Below are 17834 nucleotides of genomic sequence, written 5' to 3'. Positions count from 1 at the left end.
AATAGGAGAAGGTAGGCAGCATGCCTCGATTAAGAAAAGCCGGACCTCTTCCCGAGGTACGGCTTTTCGTTATTAGTTCTCACCGAGTATTTTTACATTCCGCTGGACGACACGATCATAATAAGCTTCATATAATTTATGTTCCTCTTCAGTCAGCCCGCCTGAGAATAAATGATTGCACCTGTTTTTCAGACTAGTTAAAAACCGGAACATAACATCCTGCACTGTTAGATTTATATTCAATAACTCTGACAAGGATGCCATGACGGATGGTTTAATCACAGGATATTGAAATTTAGTTTCTGAATTCTTTCTTGCTATTTGATAAAATTGTTCAATTAACTCAGCCCTGCCGCTGCCGCTTCCGTCTACACAAAGATAAATTTGGACAGCTACCCCGCCGCGGAGCCGTCTTTGAGAAATGCCAGCAAATTTTTTACCGCCAATGCTAAGATCATAGCTCCCTGGACAATAAGAACCAACGATCTCTTTTGCTTCAATGTCTGCTTTAAAATCTGAAAACATTTCTTTAATAAGCATCCACATCGCATCATAGCCGCGGTTAATATCAATGCCTTTTTCTCCTTCTGGAAAGATGAGTGAAATATTTAACACGCCTTCATCCAGCACTACTGCCAACCCGCCAGAGTTTCTGACAATAACCTGATAGCCTTCGCTATTTAGAAAATCAATGCCTTCTTCCAAAAAAGGAAGCCTTGTATCTTGGATGCCTAATACAATAGTCTTTTCATGCACCCAGCTTCGAGCCGTCGCTGGAACCATACCGCCTCCAACTGATGCACATAACGTATCATCTATTCCAAATGAGTGCAGTGCAGGCAAATGTTTGCCCAAAACCGATTCATCAATAACTCTCCATTGCTCTTGCTGTAATATATCTTTCATCTATTGTACTCCTCTATCTGAAGGAGGCGATCTGCCTGCCTTAATTTAATCAATGATTGGACGGCTTCAGTATTTTATTCGCCGTCCGCTTACCTTTATTGGACAAAATTTTATTTTATTCGCCGTCCACCGACTTTTATTGGACAAAATTCCATTTTATTCGCCAAATGTAGCCGTATATTCGCCAAACCCATTATATCAAAAAGAGCTAGACATAAGTGACTAGCTCTTCCCAATTTTTTATTGATTTAATGCCTGTGCGGCTGTAATTAAGGCTAGCTTGTATACATCCTCTTCATCACATCCGCGGGACAAATCATTTACCGGGCGGTTTAATCCTTGTAAAATCGGTCCAACTGCTTCAAAGCCGCCAAGGCGCTGGGCAATTTTATAGCCGATGTTTCCAGCTTCCAAGCTAGGGAAAATAAACACATTGGCATCCCCTTGGAGCGGAGAATCCGGCGCTTTCTTTTTTGCAACAGAAGGCACAAATGCCGCATCAAATTGGAACTCTCCATCCAAGACCAGCTGCGGATCGCGTAATTTCGCCTCCTGAACAGCAGCGGTGACCTTCTCTGTTTCTGGCGACTTTGCAGAGCCTTTCGTTGAAAAGCTTAGCATAGCTACACGAGGTTCGATATCAAACATTTTGGCTGTTTTTGCACTTTCAATCGCAATTTCAGCCAAGTCCCGGCTATCGGGTGAAATATTGATTGCACAGTCTGCGAAAATATACTTTTCTTCTTCACGAACCATAATAAAAACACCAGAGGTTTTGCCAACGCCATCCTTAGTTTTAATAATTTGAAGAGCCGGGCGTACTGTATCTGCTGTTGAATGTGCAGCACCGCTCACTAACCCGTCTGCTTCATTCGTATACACGAGCATCGTTCCAAAATAGTTTTCATCTAATAAAATCTTCCGTGCATCTTCTTCAGTCGCTTTCCCTTTTCTTCGTTCTATAAAGGAAGCCACAAGCTCATCCATTTTTTCATAGCTGCTCGGATCATAAATCTCCACAGCTTCTAATGAAATATCCAGTTCCTTCGCCTTTGCTTCAATCGACTCAACATTCCCGATTAAAATTGGCATAATCATTTTTTCAGCTGCTAATCTGCCTGCCGCCGCCAATATCCGCTCATCCATTCCTTCTGGAAAAACAATCTTTAAACCCTTTCCACTCACTTTCTCTTTCAAAACTGAAAATAAATCACTCATAAAAGCTCCTCCTACTATTCAATTATATACAGTTATCTATGATTCCCCATTTAATCAATATAGCTTCCTCTTTTAGAATACGTTACTAAAGTAAAATATCAAGTTTGTTTTATCACATATAAAAAGTCTTTTTCTCAAAAGATAAGAAAGTATAACTTTGGAGTTAGAGAATTGTCTAGCTTCGGCGGCTACCCCCTCGAGGTCATAAGCAAATCTGGCTAGAAGGTTAAAGAACAACCTCCCACCCAGCTCGTCTTATGCTTGTCGGGGGTGACACCAAGGCGCTTGCGCTTTTCTTATGTATTTTCCAATTGTTACTCATTTATAAACATTAACGCCCCTTAATATTTGCTTCTTGTAACAAAATATCCACAAATCTGTCATATTAATCGATAACTATTATTTTAACGAGTTTTATTCCATTATCATTTGGGGAAACTATGATATAGTTATGGTGTGATTATTCGCACATATACATATTAGGAGTGATAGTAATGAGTGAAGCAGCAAAAACGCTTGAAGGCTGGTATAGTTTACATGACTTCCGTGCAATCGATTGGACATCATGGAAGATGTTGTCAAGTGATGAGCGCCAAGCAGCTATCCATGAGTTTTTATCCCTTTTAGATAAGTGGAACACTACTCAAAGCGAGAAAAAGGGAAGCCATGCATTATATACAGTTGTTGGCCAGAAGGCTGACTTTATGCTAATGATTCTAAGACCGACACTTGAGGAAATAAATGAAATTGAAAATGAATTCAATAAAACGAAACTAGCAGAGTACACAGTTCCTACATTCTCTTATGTTTCCGTTGTTGAATTAAGCAACTACCTGCCTTCAGATCAGGATCCATACCAAAGTCCAGAAATATTGGCACGTTTATATCCTATTCTGCCTAAGTCCAAACACGTTTGCTTCTATCCAATGGATAAGCGCCGTCAAGGAAATGATAACTGGTATATGCTTCCAATGGAGGATCGCCGAAATATGATGCGCAGCCATGGAATGATCGGCCGCCAATACGCAGGAAAAGTAAAACAGATTATTACTGGTTCTGTAGGCTTCGACGATTATGAATGGGGAGTAACTTTATTCTCTGATGATGCCCTTCAATTTAAGAAGCTTGTATATGAAATGCGTTTTGATGAAGTAAGTGCAAGATATGGAGAATTCGGTTCATTCTTCGTAGGAAATCTTCTTGAAGAAGATCGTATTGCACAGCTTTTACACATAAATTAATTATTAGCTTGCCTTCTTTGCATCATGCAAAGGAGGCTTTCTTTTGGCTTTTTTACTCCAAGTATACTAAAACAATTTTCTTGATTAGAAAAAAAGCATAAAAAAACATGCCTATACATACTAATGAATTAGTGAGTATTTAATATCCATATCGTTTTCCATTAGTCTATTAAACCCCTATTCTCCTGAGCTTTATATGAAGCTTCACTTTGATTTCTAGGAGGGAAAAGTGTGAGTCAAAACTTTAATCAGTACACAGCCAACCCATACTACGGGTATCAGCAGCAGCCATATACAGGAGGAACTGCAAATTCTCCTGCATATAGAGTGCAGCCAATTACCTTTCCGCAAATGCAAACTGTACCATTTCCGACAACAGGAGGCGGCAGTGCCCCCTCACAAGCTCCACAAGTTCCAGGCATGCTTCCGATTGAGCAATCCTATATCGAAAACATTCTGCGTTTAAACAAAGGAAAACTTGCTACGGTTTATGCCACATTTGAAAATAATCAGGAGTGGAATGCCAAAAAATTCGAAGGCATAATCGAAGCTGCAGGCAGGGATCACGTAATCTTAAGCGACCCGCAAACAGGCATGCGATTCTTAATTCCAATGGTTTACTTAGACTATGTCACATTCGAAGAAGAAATCGAGTATGATTATCCATCATTCGGTGGTGCACCAAGCCTTTCACAATATAGTCCGAGATAAGAAAAACGCATAAGCTACTTGCGCTAGGCCATTCTCAAACTCGAAAACACAATTCTGCCTTATTATGTAAAAAAGAGCTTTGACGAAAAACGTCAAAGCTCTTTCTATTCCTATAAATGCTTTACTGCTGCGATGATTAACAATACCCATGCAACTAAGAAGCAAACACCGCCAATTGGTGTGATCGCACCAAGAACTCCAATTTTCGTTACCGTCAGTATGTATAAGCTTCCAGAGAAAAAGATAATCCCGATTAGCATCATCCACCCTGACCAGGATAATAAAGCACTTGCTGGCAATTTCCCTAGAAGGACACCTATTACTAATAATCCTGTCGCATGGAACATTTGATAGGTGACACCTGTTTTCCAGATTTCTAAATACTTCGGTTCTACCATTTTTTCAAGGCCGTGCGCACCGAACGCTCCTAGAGCAACTGATAAAAAAGCATTAATTGCACCAAGAATAATAAATAATTTCATTTAAATTCCTCTTTTCTTTATGTCTTTTTTAACTAACATTGTTGGTGCAGCCAATTGCCTTTGATATACCCGTTCATTACGTTATTCATTCGAATCAAACCCATTCATGTGTATATCAAAGGCTTATTTTTAACAGCAAGCAGCCATTTTTCAGAAATCGAACAATGAATCTCCATTTGCATCATCTTCCATTTCTAGACGTTTAGGCTGCTGAATACTAACTGGCTGTGCATGATGAGCTGGTTGTTGAGAAACAAATGTATTTTTTTGAGCAGCTGGCTGAACCTGTTCGTCTAGTATGAGCTCACATAGTGATTTAATCGAATAGATTCTTTCTCTTATTCTAGCCTCATTCGTATTTCCTTTAGCTTCATGCAATTCCTCTTCAATTTTCCTTAGCAATTGCTGGACGGAAATGTTCAATATTTTCACCTCTATTTATCGGTACATAATTGGATCCTATTGACTCACGAGCTTTCGCTTATAACCTAATTTGAAAACTTAAAGACGAACTATCATTTATCAGCTTTTTTTTCAAATCGTAAGCAAGGCTCACCTGATGCACGGAGTACTTCTACTGATGGGAGCTTTGCTGTTTTAAATTGAAACGCTTTGCAGCCCTTTGGAAACCTTTGATCCCACGTAACATAGAAATATTTACATTTGAAACAATCAATTCTGGTTTTCTCCATTTTTCCCATTCCTCATTTTAATTAAGTTTCATTATACATGAACTAGCTGATTTTTTCGATCCATCCTTCTTATTCCTCTGCTACGGCTCGTATAATGACAAATGCTGTCTGTTTCACGTGAAACATCTCATTTCCTGGGGAATATTGTCGTACAGAAAACTTTTACTTATATGTAAATACCGGTCTGCCTAATTTCACTGCGCTTGTTATTACTCCGTACATAAAGGCTTGTTCAATTAATCAGAACGACAATTTATTTTTTTACGTAGAAAAAGCCCTGACCAATATATAGTCAGAGCTTTACTATTACCCGAGCAGTCGCTGATAAATTGTTTTTGCTTGTGTTAAATCTTTAGTCCCATGTATAAGTGCACGTCCATCATTGAAAATAACAAGACGCTGTTCATCTATCTCAATAGATAATAAATAAGGGTTCCCCTTCACCCTATATCCAAGTTCTTTTAATTGCTGGGATAATTCATTTAACTGGATATTCTTTTGTTTTGGCGGGCGTATCTGTACCGTGTCTCTTCCGCAAAGAACAGTTGACTTAGTCATATTCTCACTATCTAAATATGGATAGGTTCTATTTTCCCCACATGATAAACAGCCTGCATCCTTCGCTTTCGAAACCTTCATGCTCGTATATTGATTTCTCCATAGATCAAAGCTAACAAATGTCGTACGAACAGCTTGCCAGTCCTCAACAAGGATTTTCAATGCTTCAGCTGATTGGTGTGAAATAACCATCTGAACAGCAGGACCAATGATCCCGCCTGTATCACATGTCATTCCCTGAATGGGGATCTTTTTCAGAATACAATTTAAGCAGGGCGTCTTTCCTGGAAGAATGGTTAAACTCATGCCAAAACTGCCGACACACGCTCCATAAATCCAAGGGATCTGATATTTCTGTGAGACATCATTGATCGCCATTCTCGTTTCAAAATTATCTGTTGCATCAATGATTAGGTCCACACCTTGAACAAGCTCCTCCAGCTTCTCAGGTGTTGCATCCGTAATAAATGCCACTATCTCTACATCAGAATTAATCTTCTTCAGCCGTTTTGCAGCAGCTGCTGCTTTAGGCAGCTTTTCTTCTACATCTCGCTCAGTATACAGCTGCTGACGCTGAAGATTGCTAGCCTCTACATAGTCCCTATCAACGATAGTCAGCTTGCCTACTCCAGCCCTTGTTAATATTTCTGCATTGCCTGAGCCCAACGCACCTGCACCTATCATCAATACATGCTTTGAACAAATTTTCTCTTGTCCCGCTTTCCCAATAGGTGAAAACAGTGTTTGCCTAGAGTACCTTTCATCCATGTGCCCTACTCCTTTCAGTAAGAAATGCGGAAGCGCCTAGGTCACCCCCGACAAGCACAAGACGAGCCTCACGGAAAGGTGTTCTTTACCTTTCTGGGAGGCTTGGCTTGTGACCTCGAGGTCGACAAAAACGCGACGTCCTGTCGCACTGTCGACACTAGTACGTCCTGTACGTCGGGGTAGGCGCTGGAGCTAGACAATTCTCTAACTTAGAGATGGTTTCTTACTATTTATAAAAATGACATCTTTTTCTCCCTTATCAGCCACCGCTAACTGGAGGAATAAAGGCTATTTCATTTCCTTCATGAATGATATCCTCATCCGAAGCAAATTCCTCGTCAATAGCTGTCATTACATTTTCAAGGCTGACTGTTTGATATTTTTCCAAAACCATCTGTTTCAAATCTGCTATCGTTTTTCCTTTTGCATCCATCATGATTGACTCTTCACCGACAGTATCACGTAAATGAGCAAAAAACAAAATTTTATTCATTTAAGTCACTCTCCTCCGGTTTTCCTTTTGGATAGGCAACTGTTTCTAGCTGATTTCCAATCCATTCTTGCCCGTCTTCCCAGTGCTCCTTTTTCCAAATTGGCACAATTTCCTTAATCCTCTCAATCGCATATCGATTCGCTTCATATGCATCTGCACGATGGGGAGTTGAAACGGCAATGACTACGGCTACATCTGTTATGTCCAGCTTCCCTACTCGATGGGTAATCGCCACCTCTGATCCGTGCCAGCGCTCTTTAATCTCATTTCCTATTTGTTCGAGCTTTTTCACAGCCATCGATTCGTATGCTTCGTATATTAAATACAATGTTTTCTTCCCATGCGTCAATTCGCGAACCGTTCCTATAAAGGTAGTAATCGCACCTGCTTCACGCTGTACAACTTTATCAATTACTTCCTGTACGTTAATTGGTTCCTTCGAAATGGCATAATTCATTTAATCAACTCCTTTTTGTTAAAGGCTTTTTTTCGTAAATACAAACCTCAGTTGGTAAAGGTTGATTTCCGTTCCAGGCACTCGCTTTCCGCGGGGTAGGCGGTGAGCCTCCTCGTCGCTTTCGCTCCTGCGGGGTCTCACCTGTCCTACTCTTCCCGCAGGAGTCTCGTGCCTTCCGCTACAATCAACAAATAAATAATCAACATCCAGTATTAACACAGACTTTTGCTAAAGTAGATTGGATTAGGATTCCTTTCTAGAAGATACCCGCCAATTCCTTCTACTTTTTCGATAAACTCTTCCGACTGTATCGCATCGATTAAATCCTTGCCCTTTTGGCTTTCGAAGAATTCCTTTGTCATAAGTAAATCATAGTGTTCATCCGCAACAGGGAGAAAATCAAGCCCCATTGCATTTGCGGCTGGATAGATTCCTAGCCCTACTGCATGCTGATTTCCTTTTACCTCTGCCGCCACACTTAAATGGGAGAACATTTCCCTATCATAGCCTATAATGGCTTCCGACCCAATCCCTTCTTCTCTTAAAAGCATGTCAAAAAGAATTCTTGTGCCTGCCCCTTTTTGGCGGTTAACGAAATGTGCCTGTTTTTGAACAATATCTTTTATAGATTGTATATCAAGTGGATTGCCCTTCGGCAATAGCCAGCCTTGTTTTCGTTTTAAAAATGGATAAAGAACAACCTCTTTATCAGCCAAAAATCTTTCAATATAGGATTGATTATATTCCATTGTTTCTGGATCAAGAAGATGGATGCCGGCCACATGTGCCTCTCCCTTCTTAATTGCCATTATTCCTGCCAAACTTCCGACATGAGATGACATAATCCTTGAATCTCTTTTTACTTTTTTCAGATGTGATGAAAGGAGGTCAATCGTTAAATCATGACTTCCAATACAAACGATTGATTGCTGAATTTCTTCTAACGGCTTATACAATTCAACTTCTGCGTATTCGCCTTGTTCATACCCTAGGCTAGTAGGAGGTATTACTAGAATACCATCTGCCCGGACTAACGACATAGTTACTCCAGCGGCCCTAGGAAGCGGATTCGCGATATATTCTCCATCTACAAATCCAATATTCATTCGGATAAAATCCTCTGCCCCCATTGTCCCAACGATACGGCGTCCAACTTTCACCTTAAGCTTTGGCCTTACTGGCTCAGGTATTTGCAATACTTCATAAATTAATGGTCTGACAAACCATTCAAGCGCTAAGTAGGCAGAAACAGGATACCCAGGAACCCCAATGATTATAGTATCTTCGATTTTCCCTATGATTACAGGCTTGCCTGGTCTTGTTGCCACTCCATGAGTAAAAACCGCTCCAAGCTCTTGAATCATATGGACGGTGTAATCTTTTGATCCTGCCGAAGAGCCTGCATTAATAACAACCATATCAGAATGTTTGACAGCCTCCAAAAGAGCCGCCCGCAATTCCTCCGGTTCATCTTTCACGATCGGGTGCAGGCATGGTTCTCCGCCCCACTCATGTATATAATTGGCAAATACAGTGCCATTAAATTCAATTAATTGGCCAGCAGAGACAGAGTCAACCGCGGAAACTAACTCGTTCCCTGTTGGAATAATGGTGACGATCGGCTTTTTCACTACTGGAACGGTCACCGTTCTTGATGCAAGTAGAGCTCCGATATCAACAGGCCGTATACGATGACCTTGAGGAAACAGCATCTCCTCCTGTACAATATCCTCTCCAATAGGCCGAATATGCTGCCAAGGTACGGCAGGTTCAATAATCTCAATTGTATCTTCCGCAAGCTCATTTACTTGTTCAATCATAATCACTGCATCAAAAGGAGAAGGAACTTCATTTCCTGTATCAACATATACAAAATCTTCATTTCGTTTTAACTGAATCGGCTGCTGCTCATGTGCTGAGAAGGTTTCCTCTGCAATTACAGCAATCCCGTCCATCGCAGACGCATGGTAATGGGGCATGGAACTGTTTGCAAAAACAGGCTCAGCTAATACTCTTCCTAGCGAACTTGAGCTGTCCAGCCATTCGATCTCTTGCTTTGATTCAAAATGGGCAAGCATTTGTTGAACTGCCTCATGCCGTGGCTTGTCCTCTAAATATACCTTCCTCTTGAAATGGAATGTTGACATCTAATTCCACCCCCTACCTAAAAATTCTTACTGGAACGAGTTCTCCCTTTTGAACACCTTCACGCCTTGCTGTGATCTCGATCATTCCATCACTTTGAACGAGAGTAGAGATAAGACCGGATTTTCCAATAATCGGATCGGCGTACCAAACATCATTCTCCTCAACCAATCGTACTCTCACATAATCTGTCCGTCCTGGTGATGAGGGAATATTCTTCGTTACTTTTGCAAAAGTCAGCTGTTTTTCTCGCTTTCTTGCTCCATGCAGCTGTTCTAAGATTGCCTTTCCGAATAGGTGGAAAATAATAACAGCTGATGCTGGATGACCTGGGAGACCAATGACAGGCTTTTTATCAGCTAAAGATAAAATTGTCGGCTTTCCAGGCTTAATGGATATCCCATGCACGAACACACCTGGTTTACCAAGTGATTGAATCACGTCTGCTGAATAATCCTTCGTGCCGACTGAGCTGCCGCCAGATACAATTAAACAATCTGTTTCTGCCAATAGTTCTTTGGCCCTTCGTTCAAACTCTTCGCGGCTATCTTTGACAATTCCCCCATACCGGAAGGCGTATCCCCACTCGGTCACAAGAGCACCAATTGTTATCCCGTTCATATCTCGTATTTCGCCTGGGGCTAGGCTTTCTGTTTCGATTGGAACAATTTCATCACCTGAGGAAAGATAGCCGACTACCGGTTTTCTTATCACCGAAACCGCTGTTATTCCTTGAGAGGCAAGTGCGCCTAACTCCTGTGAACGAAGCTTTGTCCCCTTTTCTAAAAGAATGGTCTCTTTTCTAATATCCTCTCCGACAGAAATGACATTCTCTCCTGGGGCTATCTGCTTGAATACATTGATTAATCCAGCCAAATCTTCACAATGCTCAATCATCACCACCGCATCACTGCCATCAGGGAGCATGCCTCCAGTAGGCACATACATCGCTTCTCCAGCTTGCAGCGCTCTTGGAGGAACTTGACCCATTTGAACTTCTCCTGCAAGAGTAAGAAAGCCTGGCAGACTTTCGGATGAACCAAATGTATCCTTTGCTTTAACAGCAAATCCATCTACGGTCGAACGGCGAAAATCAGGAACATTTTCGCAGGCATAGATATCTTCAGCTAAAACGAAATGAAGCGCTTCAAAAAGCGGAATGGTTACAGACTCTTCTAGCGGTTTCACATATTTACTAATCAAATCAAACGTTTCTTCTACAGAATTCACTTGGAAAAATTTCATGATAACTCTCTGCTTTCTTTTTGATGTCCAGCTGCCATTTTTAGGGCTTCCTCAAATTCATCCGGATGATTCATATTAAAGAAATGATGGGTTTGATAAGGAAAATGCAGCTTTTGGAGATCTTCTTCTAAGACAATTTTTGTATTTATCTTTTGAAAAAATTGCCTGATACGCAGCTCCTGTTTCTGTAAAGAATGGCTAATTTCCTCGTGAACATCTTTTCGATAAGCTGCAAACAATGGATGAAGCTGATCTGAAATATTTGGAACAGCTGCATCAAAATCCTCTAGGAAACCTAGTAAAATTCCTCCTAGTTCTGAGGAAACAAATGGCATATCACATGCCACTACAAGGTTTTTATCCGTTTTAGATGCTTTTAATCCTGCATGAATGCCTGCAAGCGGACCCATTCCCTTCCACTCGTCCTCAACCATTGGAAGATTAAGAAATTGATAATCTTCCAATGTATTTGTCACAATCATCAGATCCGACACAGTCTTTTCAAGCTCTGCTGCAATATGTTCAATGACCGTTTTTTCACCTATTTTTAATAGAGCTTTATTCTTCCCCATCCTGCTTGACTTGCCGCCAGCCATAATAATTCCTGTCGTCCTCATTTCTTCTCACCTGCTCCTGAAAATTAGTGAGTCCCTTTACCTGAATCCTCTAAACCGCCAAAGCCCTTTTCTTGAGCAATATAATCGAGATGAATGCTTTTTACATCTAATAGGGTTGGAGATTCCTTTTTAAACATCTTTCTGCTATCAATGACTTTAGTATACCCTTTACATTTATGACATGCATGAATTTCCGCACTTTCGTCGCCTTCTACTTTAAGGATTACCAGCTCGTCCTCTGATCCGCAGTGCGCACAGCTAATTTTCTTTTCCTCCCATGCATGTAGACATCTTGGACATGTCAGCTCCTTCTTGCCTTTCTTGTTAAGTAAGGCAAAGCGTGCAGGTTCACCACAGGATGGACAGCTAGAAGCATGGTTCATCTCCTTTAACTGCGGTTCCAATCGCACGGTTGCCTCTTGTAAAAAAGGACGTGCTGCTTGTTCAGCAAGGAAAATAGGAAGCCATACTGGAAGATTATTTTCATCTGCATAGTTATTAAAGTAGAAATGGTTCACAACGATTGCTTCTTCAAACCATGTTTGTAAGACATCTATCGTTAATAGTCCTCTTATTTTATCTGCTAAATGAATCATACCCTCATTATTTTGACCAAGGAGGTGCAGCAGCTCTTCAATAAATAATTGATATTGGCTGAAGTCAATAGAAAGGTCTGCTTGAGGAAGGATTGGTGAACCGTTCTCCGCTGCATCCCCTATGCAATTTACTGATAAATTGGAGATTTCTCTTCTCCATTTTTCACTTAATGTCTGAATCTCCTGCTGCAGTTTTTCATAGTTTTCATCAAGAACATTCATTTTTGCCATCGAAAACACCACTTTCATTTAAGAGAGTAAAGGCTACCCTTTATCCAGGGTAGCTCCTCTCTATTATTATTCGGTTATCAATTATCCCAAGGATATGAATGGTTACGCATGTTTTTTCTTTTTCGGTTGTGCCGCTTGAAGCTCATCATACCAGCGGCCATGGTGATCCTTCGCATATTCCTCGGATACATCCCCTTTGATAATCCCCCTCATTGAAGGTTTTGCTGTAACAAGAGACATATAAATATGACCAACAGCAACAGCTGCAGCCAGACCTAAACCAATGCTATGCATTGGATATGCCCACATAATGATTCCATACGAAAAGTATTGCGGGAACCACATGATTAGTCCTGAACAGATCAGCATAATTGTTGTAATAATCATTAACCAGGAATTAATTTTTTCACCTGCATTAAAGAAATCTTGCTTCGGCACCTTTGCTTTCATTCCGAAAAACTCTTTAATAAATTGGGGGAAGAATTGCAGGTCATGCTTCTTCCAAGAGAAAATATTTTTCGCCCAATTACTAAAACCTTTCCAATCAAAAATAATCATAATTGGCAGTGGAAGCATAAAGGCAACTGCCGCAATTCTATGCACGAGTCTAGCACCTGCAGGTCCGCCAAAAACAGGATATAGCCAGTCAAAGAACTCGGTATACATTGGCAAGGCTGAAATATATAGAACAAAAAAGGCTGCTGCATTTACCCAGTGTGAAATTCTGAAGCCCAAATTAAAACGTTTAACCGTTTTTTGATTTCCACTTTTATTCATGGCTCTGGTCTCCTTCACTGGAATGGTTCTTCTTGTTTAAATTGGTTGCGATGAATGAACCAATAACGGCCATTGTTGTCGCACCAAGCATCATTTTTCCAATTGGCTGTGCATAATCCTTCCAAACTATTTGCGAAAGAGCCACTTTAGGGTTTTCTGGTAAACCGTATGTTGTCGGTTTATCAGCAAGGATATACACCGTATTTGTTCCGCTAATGCCTTGTGGATTGTATATGTTTGCATTCGGGTAACGCTCTTTAATCTGCGCTAAACGATCCTCAGCTGAGGAAAGAAGTTCATCCTTATCCCCATAAACAATCGCTCCTGTATGACAAGCAGTTGCACACGCAGGCTGGAGCCCTTCCTCTAAACGGTCCGTACATTGTGTACATTTTTGTGCCTTCCTGAACTCTTTTCCATTTTTATCTACATATGTTGCTAGATTGATTGCATCAAACCCACATGCCTGTACACAGTAGCCACAGCCAACACATGTATCATAATCAACAACAACTGATCCAAACTCTGTATGGCTAATCGCATTTTCTGGACAAGCCTTCTCACATGCAGCCTCCGTACAATGCAAGCAGGAGGAATGGCGGAAAAGCCAGTCAAGCCCGCCATCACTTCTTTCTTGTTCATTAAAAGTTAAGACATTCCATGTATTTGCCGTAATCTTTTCATGAGATTGATAGCTTCCATGGAAATCCTCCATTTCAGATGGGAGATCATTCCAGTTCTTACATGACACCATGCATGCACGGCAGCCATCACATTTTGTTACATCCACTAATTTAATTGTTTCAGCCATTATTTTGCCCTCCTAACATCGCAAAGGAATGCTTTGTATTCTGGTATTGTTGAGTTTGCATCTCCAATATGCGGTGTTAAGCGGTTTGCTGAGCCGCCTGTGACAATGCCTTTATATCCAAAATGCCATGGCATACCGATATGGTGAACCGTTTTATCCTTTAATTTGTATGGTTTAAAACGCTTCGTCACCATTGCATAAGCATTAATTTCACCACGTGCGGATGAAACAATGATTTTATCCTTATTTTTAATGCCTTTTTCTTTTGCCAATTCCTCACTGATCTCTACGAACATATGAGGAACAAGCTCTGCCAGCCATTCCTGGCTTCGCGTCATCGCTCCAGATTGCCAATGCTCGGATAGACGATAGGTAGTTGCAACAATTGGATACTTTGATACATCCCCTTGTGCATTCATTTCTTCTTCACCAAATTGCACGGCTGGATTCAGCTGAACACTTGAGAATGAATTTGACATCGGATTTTCATATGGCTCGTAATGTTCAGGAAGCGGTCCTTCGTTAATAGAAGCAAATAATGCTCCTTTTCCTCCTGCCATCATAAGGAACGGATCAACAAAAGTTGGATCATCTGGTCCCTTCGTTACAACGAAATCTGGAACGTCATTTCCCTTCCATTTTCCTTCAGCAGCATTCCATTCGATGCCAACTCTTGTCTTGCTCCATGCCTTTCCATTCAGGTCCGCACTTGCACGGTTATAAAGGATACGGCGATTGGCTGGCCATGCATATGACCAATTCAGGAAATTGCCCATTCCTTCATCTGTGCTGTCCCGGCGTTTAGCCAGGTTTTCATTTTCAGGGTAGAAACCGCAATAGATCCAGTTACCACTGCATGTAGATCCATCATCCTTTAAATCACCAAATATTTTTACTTGTTTTTTCGTTTTCATGTCATAGCCATTTATTTCTCTGCAAACGAGATCAATATCAGGGTGGTCACTTTCACCGTAGTCCCATGTCATTGCCTTCATTGGCATATCTGCTGGATTTGAGCTATTTTTATACATATCCTTTAAACGACGCGCGAGCATATGCACAATCTCTAAATCCGCCTTCGATTCACCCTTTGGCTTAATGGCTTGCCAGCGATATTGCATCCAGCGTCCTGAATTCGTAACCGAGCCTTCTTTTTCAAAAGAACCGCTTGCAGGAAGGAATATAACTTCCGTCTGAATCGACGCTGGGTCTGCTCCTGCTTCTTTTTGCCAGAAAGAAGAAGTTTCTGTTTCGAAAAGGTCTACTGCAACCATCCACTTTAGATTGCTGAGAGACTCGATTTCTTTCCCTGCATTTGGTCCGCCAACGGCAGGATTTGATCCAAATAACAATAAACCTTCAAGCTCTTTCCGATGCATCGCATCAAACAATCGCATAAATGAATAATTTTTGCCTGCTGCAAGCTTAGGCAAGTAGTGATAGCCAAATTCATTTGCCTTTGTTGCGTTGTCCCCATAGAAGGATTTCATCATGCTTGTGTAGAACTTCGGCTTGTTTACCCAATAGCCGTCTTTAGGGGTGATCCGGTCAAGGAACCCTTGATAAGTAAAATCTGTTTCTGCAGTTGTAGGAACTTGCATGTATCCTGGCACATTATCATATAAAAGACCGAAATCGGTTGAACCTTGAACATTAGATTCTCCGCGCAATGCATTCACACCGCCTCCAGAAATTCCAATGTTTCCAAGAAGCAGCTGAAGAATCGCATAAGAGCGAATGTTTTGCGTACCTACCGTATGCTGTGTTCCACCCATTGCATATAGGATTGTACCCGCTTTTCCTACTTCACCAGTTGAAGCGTATGTTTTGCATATTTCTTCGTACGTTTCCTTCGAAGTGCCTGTTACACCAATAACGGTGTCAATATCATAACGGGAAAAATGCTTCTTCATCAGCTGGAACACACACTTCGGATCTTTTAGAGTTGGATCTTTAAGCGTTTTTCCATCCTTATCCGTTTTGAAAGCCCACTTCGTTTTATCGTAGCTTCTCTTTCCTTTATCATAGCCGCTAAACATTCCATCATTAAATGAATACGTGTCTTCCACAATATAAGAAGCATTTGTATAAGAAGCGACATATTCTTTATGGAATAATTCGTTCTGCAGCACATAGTTAATCATCCCTCCGATAAAGGCAATGTCCGTTCCTGAACGAAGCTGGCCGTACACATTTGCCATTTGCGAGGTTCTTGTAAAACGCGGGTCAACAGAGATAAGCTTCCCGCCTTTTTCTAGTGCTTTTAATATCCATCTAAAGCTAATTGGATGATTTTCAGCGGGATTCGCACCGATAATCATTAATACATCGGCATGCTGAAGATCATTCCAGTGGTTTGTCATTGCTCCACGACCAAATGTAGGTGCCAGACCGGCAACCGTTGAACTATGTCATATTCGGGCCTGGTGTTCAATATAGGTGAGTCCGAGTCCAGCGCGGAACAATTTCTGCAGCAAATGGCACTCTTCGTTATCTAATGCTGCACCGCCAAGATAGGCAATAGAGTCTGTTCTATTGACTGTCAGTCCATTTTCCTTATGGATAAATGTACGGTCACGTGTTTCTTTAATATTTTTTGCTACCTTTTCAAGCGCAAAGTCCCAATCTACTTCTTTCCACTTATCACTTCCAGGTGCACGGTACATCGGTTTGGTTATCCGTTTTTCACTTGTATACACCTGTCTTACAGTTGTTCCCTTGCTGCATAAGCTTCCTTCATTGATTGGATGATCCGGATCCCCCTCCGTATACACCACATCATCGCCTTTAGAATAAACTAAAATACCGCAGCCAACCGCGCAATAAGGACAAATGGTTGGTGTAGGCTTAAGTTCTGCAATCTTGAACTCTCTTGTTTTTGCTCTCGCTCCTTTATCGTCGAAGCCAAGCTCAACAACCGCGAGAGTTGCTGCCACAGCCCCGGTCAATTTCAGAAACTGCCTTCTTGTAAATTCCATCTATATTCCCCTCTTTTCCATAAATAGAACATATATAAAACCCAATTAGTTTGGATGAACCCCCGCATTTTTTTCTTCCAGATCGTTAATGACCCTTCCGAATGACGTATATAAGATAGCCATTCTTCCCCTTAAATAGCCAACTACCTCAATATTTAGAAATTTCGCTAACTGAATAGCCTGCTTTGTCGCAGCTGTTCTTGATCCAATAACAGAAAAGCCAAACTTTGCTGCTTTCGAAAGCATTTCATAAGAAACCCTCCCAGTTGTCAGCAATATCAACTCTTCCGGACTGCACTTTTTCCTGATCGCATGTCCAATAATTTTATCAACCGCATTATGCCTGCCGATATCCTCACGAATCACTATTTCTCCATTTGCATGAACAATACAGGCACCATGCATGCCCCCTGTTTCCGTATACAATGGAGAGTTTTTAGCAAATTCACTGCGCTTCTTCAAAATGTAGCTTAATAGATACGTATTGTTGGATTGCACCTTATTAAATGTCTTCACATCTGTCATGGAAAAAAAGGTTACTCCTCTTCCACAGCCAGCCGTGTAGTGCTTCTTCTTCGAAAACATTATTTCAGGATTAAACCCTTCCCTTAAAATGACTGAAAGTGTTCCAGAGCCTTCTTCACAAGCAATAGACTGAATATCCTCTGCTTCTTCTATCATTCCTTCAGAAAATAAATAGCCGTAAACCCAGTCCTCCAAATCTTGATTTGTCAGCTGGAAAACGGCTACCTCATACCCATTTATTATGAGAGTAATCGGATACTCCTCAGGACATCCCTTTTTATTCATCGTTTCCACCCCTTTTGCTAAAGGAAGCGTAAGCCATATCATGTGTATACGGAATGATCTCCCTTTTTATTATAAGAAGAACCGTTTTAACTCTTCTG

Annotated in this window: 18 protein-coding genes; 2 read left to right on the top strand and 16 right to left on the bottom strand. The window is 41.1% G+C overall.

The genetic code is table 11. The annotated features are described in order from the left end of the window. Nucleotides 1-72: 72 nt before the first annotated feature. Both C1726_RS13105 and pta read right to left on the bottom strand, forming a co-directional pair. Entirely contained in the window at nucleotides 73-906 is an 834-nt protein-coding gene (locus C1726_RS13105) for a lipoate--protein ligase family protein (RefSeq protein ID WP_102273571.1), read from the bottom strand. Between the two features lie 240 nt (nucleotides 907-1146). Continuing rightward, the gene (pta, locus tag C1726_RS13100; RefSeq protein WP_102273570.1) at nucleotides 1147-2124 is read right to left on the bottom strand and encodes a phosphate acetyltransferase; all 978 of its coding nucleotides are present in this window, start codon (nucleotides 2122-2124) and stop codon (nucleotides 1147-1149) included. A 494-nt stretch (nucleotides 2125-2618) separates the two neighbouring features. Here pta and hemQ point away from each other — a divergent pair, with 494 nt between their 5' ends. Continuing rightward, complete coding sequence (hemQ, locus tag C1726_RS13095) at nucleotides 2619-3365, top strand: hydrogen peroxide-dependent heme synthase (RefSeq protein WP_102273569.1); 747 nt, start codon at nucleotides 2619-2621, stop codon at nucleotides 3363-3365. A 231-nt stretch (nucleotides 3366-3596) separates the two neighbouring features. Further along, nucleotides 3597-4076, top strand: coding sequence for a spore coat protein GerQ (gene gerQ / locus C1726_RS13090; protein ID WP_235822775.1), 480 nt, complete (start codon nucleotides 3597-3599; stop codon nucleotides 4074-4076). Nucleotides 4077-4186: 110 nt separating this feature from the next. Here the strand turns inward: gerQ and C1726_RS13085 are convergent, their stop codons facing one another. The 14 genes from C1726_RS13085 to fdhD all read right to left on the bottom strand — a co-directional run bounded on the left by C1726_RS13085 (nucleotide 4187) and on the right by fdhD (nucleotide 17736). Further along, a complete protein-coding gene (locus tag C1726_RS13085; protein ID WP_102273568.1) occupies nucleotides 4187-4558 on the bottom strand; it encodes a DUF423 domain-containing protein in 372 nt (123 codons plus the stop codon). Between the two features lie 150 nt (nucleotides 4559-4708). Then, nucleotides 4709-4990 (bottom strand): YwdI family protein, encoded by a 282-nt coding sequence (locus C1726_RS13080; protein ID WP_235822774.1) that lies wholly within the window; start codon nucleotides 4988-4990, stop codon nucleotides 4709-4711. An 83-nt stretch (nucleotides 4991-5073) separates the two neighbouring features. After that, nucleotides 5074-5250, bottom strand: a complete 177-nt coding sequence (locus C1726_RS13075; RefSeq protein ID WP_322090992.1) for a uracil-DNA glycosylase — start codon at nucleotides 5248-5250, stop codon at nucleotides 5074-5076. Between the two features lie 306 nt (nucleotides 5251-5556). Then, nucleotides 5557-6576, bottom strand: coding sequence for a MoeB/ThiF family adenylyltransferase (locus tag C1726_RS13070; protein WP_102273565.1), 1020 nt, complete (start codon nucleotides 6574-6576; stop codon nucleotides 5557-5559). A 259-nt stretch (nucleotides 6577-6835) separates the two neighbouring features. Next, nucleotides 6836-7069, bottom strand: a complete 234-nt coding sequence (gene moaD, locus C1726_RS13065) for a molybdopterin converting factor subunit 1 (protein ID WP_102273564.1) — start codon at nucleotides 7067-7069, stop codon at nucleotides 6836-6838. After that, complete coding sequence (locus C1726_RS13060) at nucleotides 7062-7526, bottom strand: molybdenum cofactor biosynthesis protein MoaE (protein ID WP_102273563.1); 465 nt, start codon at nucleotides 7524-7526, stop codon at nucleotides 7062-7064. Before C1726_RS13060 ends, moaD begins: the two co-directional genes overlap by 8 nt. A 212-nt stretch (nucleotides 7527-7738) precedes the next feature. Continuing rightward, nucleotides 7739-9673 carry a molybdopterin biosynthesis protein gene (locus tag C1726_RS13055; protein WP_102273562.1) on the bottom strand — a complete coding sequence of 645 codons (1935 nt, stop codon included), beginning with the start codon at nucleotides 9671-9673 and terminating at the stop codon, nucleotides 7739-7741. A gap of 13 nt (nucleotides 9674-9686) precedes the next feature. Further along, on the bottom strand, nucleotides 9687-10916 hold the full coding sequence (locus C1726_RS13050) for a molybdopterin molybdotransferase MoeA (protein ID WP_102273561.1): 1230 nt from the start codon (nucleotides 10914-10916) through the stop codon (nucleotides 9687-9689). Further along, the gene (gene mobA, locus C1726_RS13045; protein WP_102273560.1) at nucleotides 10913-11533 is read right to left on the bottom strand and encodes a molybdenum cofactor guanylyltransferase; all 621 of its coding nucleotides are present in this window, start codon (nucleotides 11531-11533) and stop codon (nucleotides 10913-10915) included. Before mobA ends, C1726_RS13050 begins: the two co-directional genes overlap by 4 nt. A 23-nt stretch (nucleotides 11534-11556) precedes the next feature. Then, nucleotides 11557-12360 carry a formate dehydrogenase accessory protein FdhE gene (locus C1726_RS13040; RefSeq protein ID WP_180968184.1) on the bottom strand — a complete coding sequence of 268 codons (804 nt, stop codon included), beginning with the start codon at nucleotides 12358-12360 and terminating at the stop codon, nucleotides 11557-11559. Between the two features lie 102 nt (nucleotides 12361-12462). Then, on the bottom strand, nucleotides 12463-13137 hold the full coding sequence (locus C1726_RS13035; RefSeq protein WP_102273558.1) for a formate dehydrogenase subunit gamma: 675 nt from the start codon (nucleotides 13135-13137) through the stop codon (nucleotides 12463-12465). Continuing rightward, complete coding sequence (locus tag C1726_RS13030; RefSeq protein WP_102273557.1) at nucleotides 13130-13948, bottom strand: 4Fe-4S dicluster domain-containing protein; 819 nt, start codon at nucleotides 13946-13948, stop codon at nucleotides 13130-13132. The genes C1726_RS13035 and C1726_RS13030 overlap by 8 nt, the downstream gene beginning before the upstream one ends. Beyond that, on the bottom strand, nucleotides 13948-16926 hold the full coding sequence (gene fdnG / locus C1726_RS13025) for a formate dehydrogenase-N subunit alpha (protein WP_142385087.1): 2979 nt from the start codon (nucleotides 16924-16926) through the stop codon (nucleotides 13948-13950). Before fdnG ends, C1726_RS13030 begins: the two co-directional genes overlap by 1 nt. A gap of 45 nt (nucleotides 16927-16971) precedes the next feature. Continuing rightward, on the bottom strand, nucleotides 16972-17736 hold the full coding sequence (gene fdhD, locus C1726_RS13015; protein WP_102275800.1) for a formate dehydrogenase accessory sulfurtransferase FdhD: 765 nt from the start codon (nucleotides 17734-17736) through the stop codon (nucleotides 16972-16974). Nucleotides 17737-17834: the final 98 nt, after the last annotated feature.

This window comes from Cytobacillus massiliigabonensis (assembly GCF_900199725.1).
Classification (GTDB): domain Bacteria; phylum Bacillota; class Bacilli; order Bacillales; family Cytobacillaceae; genus Cytobacillus; species Cytobacillus massiliigabonensis.
Note: the sequence above shows the minus strand (reverse complement) of the source record. Positions and strands in the feature narration are given on the sequence as shown.